This is a genomic window from Pseudomonas sp. CM27 (assembly GCF_013179515.1).
Classification (GTDB): Bacteria; Pseudomonadota; Gammaproteobacteria; order Pseudomonadales; family Pseudomonadaceae; genus Aquipseudomonas.
On the sequence record NZ_JABMCN010000332.1, the window covers coordinates 1 to 2,553 of the forward strand.

Annotated in this window: 3 protein-coding genes and 1 pseudogene; all 4 read left to right on the forward strand. The window is 64.6% G+C overall.

Annotated features, from left to right (window positions below; genetic code table 11):
- The first annotated feature begins 60 nt into the window (after positions 1-60).
- Positions 61-816, forward strand: a complete 756-nt coding sequence (gene pqqC, locus HP547_RS26980; protein WP_172288480.1) for a pyrroloquinoline-quinone synthase PqqC — start codon at positions 61-63, stop codon at positions 814-816.
- Positions 813-1,088 carry a pyrroloquinoline quinone biosynthesis peptide chaperone PqqD gene (gene pqqD / locus HP547_RS26985; protein ID WP_172225139.1) on the forward strand — a complete coding sequence of 92 codons (276 nt, stop codon included), beginning with the start codon at positions 813-815 and terminating at the stop codon, positions 1,086-1,088. Before pqqC ends, pqqD begins: the two co-directional genes overlap by 4 nt.
- Entirely contained in the window at positions 1,060-2,220 is a 1,161-nt protein-coding gene (gene pqqE, locus HP547_RS26990; RefSeq protein ID WP_172288482.1) for a pyrroloquinoline quinone biosynthesis protein PqqE, read from the forward strand. The genes pqqD and pqqE overlap by 29 nt, the downstream gene beginning before the upstream one ends.
- Positions 2,186-2,553 (forward strand): annotated as a pseudogene (locus HP547_RS26995) (S9 family peptidase); the annotation flags it as partial. The gene pqqE and the pseudogene HP547_RS26995, both read left to right, overlap by 35 nt.

Below are 2,553 nucleotides of genomic sequence, written 5' to 3' on the forward strand. Positions count from 1 at the left end.
CCCGCTCCCACAGGGGCCGTGTATGTCCGGCCAGACAATCCTTCTACAGGAGCCAGCGGAATGAGCGACGCACTGCCAATGTCCCCTGCCGAATTCGAGCAGGCCCTGCGCGCCAAGGGCGCCTATTACCACATCCATCACCCCTACCACGTGGCGATGTACCAGGGCCGCGCCACCCGTGAGCAGATCCAGGGCTGGGTGGCCAACCGTTTCTACTACCAGGTCAACATCCCCATGAAGGATGCCGCGATCCTGGCCAACTGCCCGGACCGTGAAGTACGCCGCGAGTGGATCCAGCGCCTGCTCGACCACGATGGCGCTCCCGGCGAGGACGGCGGCATCGAAGCCTGGCTGCGCCTGGGCCAGGCCGTGGGCCTCGACCCGGACCAGCTGCGTTCTCAGGAACTGGTGCTGCCGGGCGTGCGTTTTGCCGTGGACGCCTACGTCAACTTCGCCCGCCGGGCCAGCTGGCAGGAAGCGGCGAGCAGCTCGCTGACCGAGCTGTTCGCCCCGCAAATCCACCAGTCGCGCCTGGACAGCTGGCCGCAGCACTACCCGTGGATCGACCCGGCCGGCTATGAGTACTTCCGCACCCGCCTGGGCCAGGCTCGGCGTGACGTGGAGCACGGCCTGGCGATCACCCTGCAGCACTACACCACCCGCGCCGACCAGGAGCGTATGCTGGAAATACTGCAGTTCAAGCTGGATATCCTCTGGAGCATGCTCGACGCCATGAGCATGGCCTACGAGCTGAACCGCCCGCCCTATCACTCTGTCACCCAGCAACGGGTGTGGCACAAGGGGATCACCCTATGAGTCTCGACCGCAACCAGGTGCCCAGCTGGCGCCCCGGCTACCGCTTCCAGTACGAGCCGGCGCAGAAAGGCCATGTGCTGCTGTACCCCGAGGGCATGATCAAACTCAACGACAGCGCCAGCCTGATCGGTGGCCTGATAGACGGCCAGCGTGACGTGGCCGCTATCATCAGCGAACTCGAACAGCAATTCCCCGGTGTCCCGGAAGTGGCCGATGACATCGAGCAATTCATGGAGGTGGCCCGTGCCGAACACTGGATCGTCCTCGCCTGACGTGCCGCCCACGCCCGAGATCGGCCTGCCGCTGTGGCTGCTGGCCGAGCTCACCTACCGCTGTCCGTTGCAGTGCCCGTACTGCTCCAACCCGCTGGACTTCGCGGCCCAGGGTCAAGAGCTGAGCACCGAACAATGGTTCAAGGTAATGGCCGAAGCGCGGGAAATGGGCGCGGCACAAATCGGCTTTTCCGGGGGCGAACCGTTGGTACGCCAGGACCTCGCCGAACTGATCGGCGAGGCCCGCCGACTGGGCTACTACACCAACCTGATCACCTCCGGCATCGGCCTGACCGAAGCGCGCATCGCCGACTTCAAAAAAGCCGGCCTGGACCACATCCAGATCAGTTTCCAGGCCAGCGACGAGCAGGTCAACAACCTGCTGGCCGGCTCGAAGAAGGCCTTTGCGCAAAAGTGGGAAATGGCTCGCGCAGTGAAGGCCCACGGCTACCCGATGGTGCTCAACTTCGTCACCCACCGGCACAATATCGACAAGACCGACCGTATCATCGAGCTGTGCATCGCCCTGGAGGCCGACTTCGTCGAGCTCGCCACGTGCCAGTTCTACGGCTGGGCGCACCTCAACCGCCTGGGCCTGTTGCCGACCCGCGCCCAGCTGGAGCGGGCCGAGCGCGTCACCAACCAATACCGGGACAAGCTCAAGGCCGAGGGCAACCCGTGCAAGCTGATCTTCGTCACCCCGGACTACTATGAAGAGCGCCCCAAGGCCTGCATGAACGGCTGGGGCAACCTGTTCCTCACCATCACCCCCGACGGCACCGCCCTGCCCTGCCACGGCGCTCGCCAGCTGCCGGTGCAGTTCCCCAACGTGCGCGATCACGACCTGAAACACATCTGGTACCACTCGTTCGGCTTCAACCGCTTCCGTGGCTACGAGTGGATGCGCGAACCGTGCCGCTCCTGCGACGAGAAAGAAAAGGACTTCGGCGGCTGCCGCTGCCAGGCCTTCATGCTGACCGGCGATGCCAGCAACGCCGACCCGGTGTGCGCCAAATCGGCCGACCACGGCATCATCCTCAAGGCCCGCGAGGAGGCAGAAACCGCCCAGCTCGCCATCGAAGAGATGACCTTCCGCAATGAACGAAACTCACGTGTCATCGCCCGCGGCTGAATTCAGCGCGGCACAAGCGGTTGCCGCCGGCACCGACTTCACTGAACTGAAGGTCAGCGACCAAGGCCTGTTCTGGAACGAATTCCGCCCGGCCGATGGCGCTTGCCGCATCTGGCACTGGCAGTACCAGCAGGCCCGCTGCCTGACGCCCGACGGCTTCAGTGTGCGAAGCCGGGTTTACGAGTATGGCGGCGGCAGCTTTTGCCTGAGCGACGACGGGCTGGTGTTCGTCAACGAAAAGGATCAGCAGGTCTACACCCAGCATCTGTACGACTCACCGCCGCGCGCCGTGACCTGTGATGCCAGCTGCCGCTACGGCGACGTGCAGTGGCA